Source organism: Streptomyces sp. NPDC031365 (assembly GCF_055569765.1).
In genome coordinates, this window is the sequence record NZ_JBVIIM010000002.1 from 540,013 (window position 1) to 545,189 (window position 5,177).

The window sequence follows — 5,177 nt, forward strand, 5'->3', positions numbered from 1 at the left end:
CCTTCTCTGCTTCCCCCCCCCCCCCCCCCCCCCCCCCCCCCCCCCCCGCGCCGCCCCCCCCCCCCCCCCCCCCCCCCCCACCGCCCTCACCGCAGCCCGCGAGGGCACGCGCACCCTGCTCCTCGGCACCGACCGCACGGACACCCTGACCCCCGTCCTGGGGGACGCGCTCCCACCGGGGCTCAGCGTCCGCCGCGTCGACCCGGACGCCGGCTTCCACACCGACCTCGCCGCCCTCCAGACCCGCGCCGCCTCCGCCCTGAACCTCCTCGGCGCCTCCCGCCTCGAACCCGACGAGATCGCCCCCCTCCCCGGCGCCGAGGAACTCGCCGTCCTGCGCGCCCTGCGCGACGCCACGCTGTCGGACGAGCCGTACGACCTCGTCGTCGTCGACCTCCCACCCACTCCCCGCGCCCTGGCCCTCCTCGCTCTCCCCGAGGAACTCCGCCGCTACCTGCGCCGCCTCCTCCCGCCCGAACGGCAAGCGGCCCGCGCCCTGCGCCCCGTACTCGGCCGCCTCGCCGGCGTCCCGCTGCCCGCCGAGTGGCTGTACGAGACGGCGGCCCGCCTCGACGTCCAGCTCGCCGCGGTCGAAGCCGTACTCGCCGACCGCGACACCGCCGTACGCCTCGTCGCCGAACCGGGACCCGCCGGCGCCGACGCCGTCCGCACCGCCGCCCTCGGCCTCTCCCTGCGTGGACTGCCCACCGACGCGCTGATCGCGACCCGCGTCCTGCCGGAGAGCGACGCGGACAGCTGGCTCGCCGGCCCCGTCGCCCAGCAGCGCAAGACCCTGGAGGAGTGGCGCGAGTCCTACGACGTCCACCCGGTCGCCCACCTGGGACGCGACCCGCGCGGCACCGACGACCTCGCCGCACTCGCCGTACCGGGCGTCACGCCGCGCCCCGCTCCCGTCGAATGGCCGGTCACCGACCACCTCGCCGAGGACGGCGTCCTGGTCTGGCACCTCCCCCTCCCGGGCGCCGACCGCGACGGACTCGACCTCATACGGCGCGGCGACGAACTGGTCGTCACCGCCGGACCGTTCCGTCGCACCGTCCCGCTGCCCTCCGCGCTGCGCCGCTGCACGGTCGACGGAGCGGCCTTGCGCGAGGGCGAGCTGCACGTCCGGTTCCGGCCGGATCCCGGGCTGTGGCCGCGCACCCGGTGAAGCGCCGACGGCCGTTCGGGTACCGTCGAGAGTGCCACCCGCAGTCAAGGAGTCCGTCATGAGCGAACAGCTCCCCCCGTCCGACGACGCCGGGGACAAGGCCAGGGACGAGAGCGTCGACAAGCCGGTGGACGACGTACGGACGACCGCCGGCGCATCCGACGCCGACGCCTGGGCGACCGCCGCCGCCGAGGACCTGGAGGCGGAGAAGGCCCGCCGCCGCGCCCAGTACGGACCGCCCCCCGGCTCGGCCGCCGAGGAGCTGAGGAAACTCGTCGACGCGGTCGCCGACAAGCTCTCCGGCCTCCAGTCCCCGCTCTTCGGCGCAGTCGCCGGACCCGCCGCGCAGCAGGTCGTCCGCCAGGTCGTCCAGCAGGCGAAGGCCGCCGTCGAACCCGTCATCGAACGCAACCCGGACGTCTTCGACCACCTCGCCGCGGCCGGCAACGAACTCCTCGCCGCCTACCGCTCCGCCGTACAGGACCAGGAGCACCGCTGGACGGCCCGCGACACCGATCCGCGCGACCTCGACGAACGCCGGAACCCAGGTGACGACCCCGGCACCGGCCCCGGCGAGCACATCGACCTGGACTGACCCACGGGACCCGGTGGGACACCCATGGTGTCCGCCGGGTAGCCCACCGTACGGACGCCGGGGCCTCCCGGGCGGCGCCTCGGGTACCGTTGGCGGTAGCGGGGCTCGACCGGAACTGAGGGATTCATGGGACTCACCATCGGCGTCGATATCGGCGGCACCAAGATCGCGGCGGGCGTGGTCGACGAGGAAGGCACCATCCTCTCGACCCACAAAGTGCCGACTCCGGGCACGCCCGAGGGGATCGTGGACGCCATCGCCTCCGCGGTGGAAGGAGCGCGCGCCGGACACGACATCGTCGGCGTGGGCATCGGCGCGGCCGGTTACGTCAACCGCCAGCGCTCCGAGGTCTACTTCGCCCCCAACATCCACTGGCGCAACGAGCCGCTCAAGGAGAAGGTCGAGGCCCGTGTGGGTCTCCCGGTGGTCGTGGAGAACGACGCCAACGCCGCCGCCTGGGGCGAGTACAAGTTCGGCGCGGGCAAGGGCCACCGCAACGTCATCTGCATCACGCTCGGCACCGGCCTCGGCGGCGGCGTGATCATCGGCAACAAGCTGCGCCGGGGTCACTTCGGCGTGGCCGCCGAGTTCGGCCACATCCGCATGGTGCCGGACGGCCTGCTGTGCGGCTGCGGCTCGCAGGGCTGCTGGGAGCAGTACGCCTCCGGCCGCGCCCTGGTCCGCTACGCCAAGCAGCGCGCCAACGCCACCCCCGAGAACGCGGAGACCCTCCTCTCTCTCGGCGATGGCACCCCGGACGGCATCGAGGGCAAGCACGTCTCCATGGCCGCCCGCCAGGGCGACCGGGTGGCCGTCGACTCCTACCGCGAGCTGGCCCGCTGGGTCGGCGCCGGCCTCGCCGACCTGGCCTCCCTCTTCGACCCCTCCGCCTTCATCGTCGGCGGCGGCCTTTCCGACGAGGGCGAACTGGTCCTGGGCCCGATCCGCAAGTCCTACCGCCGCTGGCTGGTGGGCGGCAACTGGCGCCCGGTCGCCGAAGTCCTCGGCGCCCGGCTCGGCAACAAGGCCGGCCTCGTCGGCGCGGCGGACCTGGCCCGCGAACCGGACCCGATCATGTGACTCCGTACGTGCACACCTGCGCCCGCCGCCCCAGCCCGGGACGGCGGGCGCAGACGTCAGCTGAGGGCCTGGTAGCCCTCCCAGCCGTCACTGACCTTGCTCATGGTCCCCGCGCCGCCACTGCCCAGCTTGGTATAGCTCCACAGGGCGTTGTCGCTGCGGATGAACCAGGCGGTGAAGTACTGACCACTGTGGTCCGCGTCGCCGGGAGAGGTGATCAAGGGAACGCCGACAGCGGAGAAGTTGAGGCCGGAGAGCACTTTGGCAGACTGGTCCGCCAGACCGTCGCCGTGATCGCCCGTACCACGGTAGGCGTAGAGATCACCCGTCGTTCGGTCACGGGCCCCGAGGTCGACGCGGCCATCCGCATTCGTGTCACCGGTGGCGAGCAGGTCCATGGAATTCCAGCCGTCCGGACCGATCAGTACCGGTTCCTGGTTCGAGTCCAGGCGATTGTCGGGAGCACCGAAATACAGCCAGAGCAGGTCCCCCTCCTTGACCAGGAGGTCCGGATAGCCCGGGGCGTCGAGGGTGCCGTCTCCGTCGGCGTCGAGCGGTCCGTCGACATCGCCGATGGCCAGGATCTGGTCCGCGTCGCGCCAATGGTTGTTGGCGGGATCGTACGTGGTGAGCTCCCTCCGCTCTGGGCCGCTCTCGCAGGCGGAACAGGCGTATCCGAAGCCGTTGTTCGGATGCAGCCACAGGCGCTTGGCGCCGAGCGTGGTGTCGTGGCGCAGCGCGATGAGGTCTTCGTAGCCGTCGTCGGTCCAGTCTCCCCGGTGGGTGATGCCCGCGCCCGTGAGGTCGAGGGCGGTGGACCTGAACGCCGCCTTGGCGACGGTGCCGTCGCCAGCTCCGAAGAAGGGGAACAGGGTGCCCGCCGGGTCGACGGCCCACAGGTCGGCGTTGCCGTCGCCGTTGAGGTCGCCGGGCTTGTCCGGGGTCGTGGGGCCGTTGGCGTAGAAGAGGTAGGTGGTGGTATCGGAGTAGTTGCCGGCCTTGTCGAGGCTGCGGACGTAGAGCTGGTTGGCACCGGCGACTGTGGGCGTGAGTTCTACCGAGACCGAGCCGCCCGCAGCGCTGGGGGTGGCGGTACGACGGGTGGTATCCCAGTTGCTCCAGTACTCGTACTTGGTGACATCGGCGACGCCGCCGCTGGCGAAGGCGAAGGTGCCCCCGGTGCGCACGCTGCCGGTCTGGGACGGCCAGCCGCTTGCGCCGTCGGGGAACTGGCTTGAGGCCACTCCGGGCGGAGTGCTGGGCCGGTTGGGGTCGAAGACGAAGCGGCAGCCGGGCGTGCCTGTTGCGGGAGTCCAGTCGGCGTAAAGCGAGCCGTCGTTGGTTTGGGCCTTCCAGGAGAAGTTGCCGTTCGCGGTTGCCAGATGCGGTTGCAACTGGGCCTTGGCGACCTTGACCTTGGCCACGGTTCCTGAGAAGACCACGGCGGTCGTATCAACGATCATGACCCCGTTCGGATCATCATTGGGGTGGTGGCCCGTGGCCCACAGGCGGAACCTGACGTTGACACTGTCGCCGTCCCTGTCGCTGCCCTTGGCGGTCAGGTAGACGTCAGTGTTGCCGATCAGCCCGTACGGGGCCGTATCACCACACCCATCAGCGTTCTTCGTGCTGGGGATGGTGTCCAGGCTCGATGCGGGCGACGGGCGGGTGTTGTAGGTGGTGGACAGCACCGCGGACTTGGCGTCGAACTTCTTCCAGGCATACACATCGGTCTCAGAGGAAGCGCGCATGCCGAGCGTGATGTTGTTCCACTTCTTGGTGACCGATTCCTTGGCAGCGGAGGTCACGTCGAAGGCGAGGTTTCCGGCCGGGCAACTGCTGCTGTAACCCTTGGAGTCGTTGACGGAGTCCAACTCGCGTGACCAGGAGGGTTGTTTGTTCCAAGAGGTGGACGAGCTGATGGTGCCGGTGAGCCACACCTCGGCGGTGCGGTCTGTGCAGGACCAGGACCAGCTGTTCTTGACCCGGAACACGGAGCGGGAGACGACCTTGTCGGTGTTCCAGAGGTTGTTGGAGTCCATCCTGAAGAAGGAGCGGGCGGTGCCGTCGGTCAGGTTCTCGTATCCGATACGGGCGGTGGTCGTGCCCTTGCTGCCGTCGAGGTTCACCCAGCCTGCGCCATTGTAGAAGGAGGTGCCGGGGTACTTCTTGTAGACGATGGTCCACGCCTCACGTGATCCGCTGACCGAAGGGTCGATGTACACCGGGTAGGTGGTGAAGTTTCCCCGTGATCTCGGACACGTGATCGCTATGCCGCGAGAGCGTGCTGGTGCCGTTGCCTGGTTTCGGCCGGGGTGAGGTAGCCGAACG

Annotated in this window: 4 protein-coding genes; 3 read left to right on the plus strand and 1 reads right to left on the minus strand. The window is 70.6% G+C overall.

What is annotated here, in order from left to right:
- The 3 genes from ACZ5C2_RS05110 to ACZ5C2_RS05120 all read left to right on the plus strand — a co-directional run.
- The coding region (locus tag ACZ5C2_RS05110; protein ID WP_468786666.1) for an ArsA family ATPase at positions 1-1,171 on the plus strand (1,171 nt) is incomplete at its 5' end.
- A 58-nt stretch (positions 1,172-1,229) separates the two neighbouring features.
- Complete coding sequence (locus ACZ5C2_RS05115) at positions 1,230-1,766, plus strand: DUF5304 domain-containing protein (protein WP_468786668.1); 537 nt, start codon at positions 1,230-1,232, stop codon at positions 1,764-1,766.
- Between the two features lie 126 nt (positions 1,767-1,892).
- Positions 1,893-2,846, plus strand: coding sequence for an ROK family glucokinase (locus ACZ5C2_RS05120; RefSeq protein WP_468786670.1), 954 nt, complete (start codon positions 1,893-1,895; stop codon positions 2,844-2,846).
- Positions 2,847-2,902: 56 nt separating this feature from the next.
- Here ACZ5C2_RS05120 and ACZ5C2_RS05125 read toward each other — a convergent pair whose 3' ends face one another.
- Positions 2,903-5,071, minus strand: coding sequence for a VCBS repeat-containing protein (locus tag ACZ5C2_RS05125; RefSeq protein ID WP_468786672.1), 2,169 nt, complete (start codon positions 5,069-5,071; stop codon positions 2,903-2,905).
- Positions 5,072-5,177 lie beyond the last annotated feature (106 nt).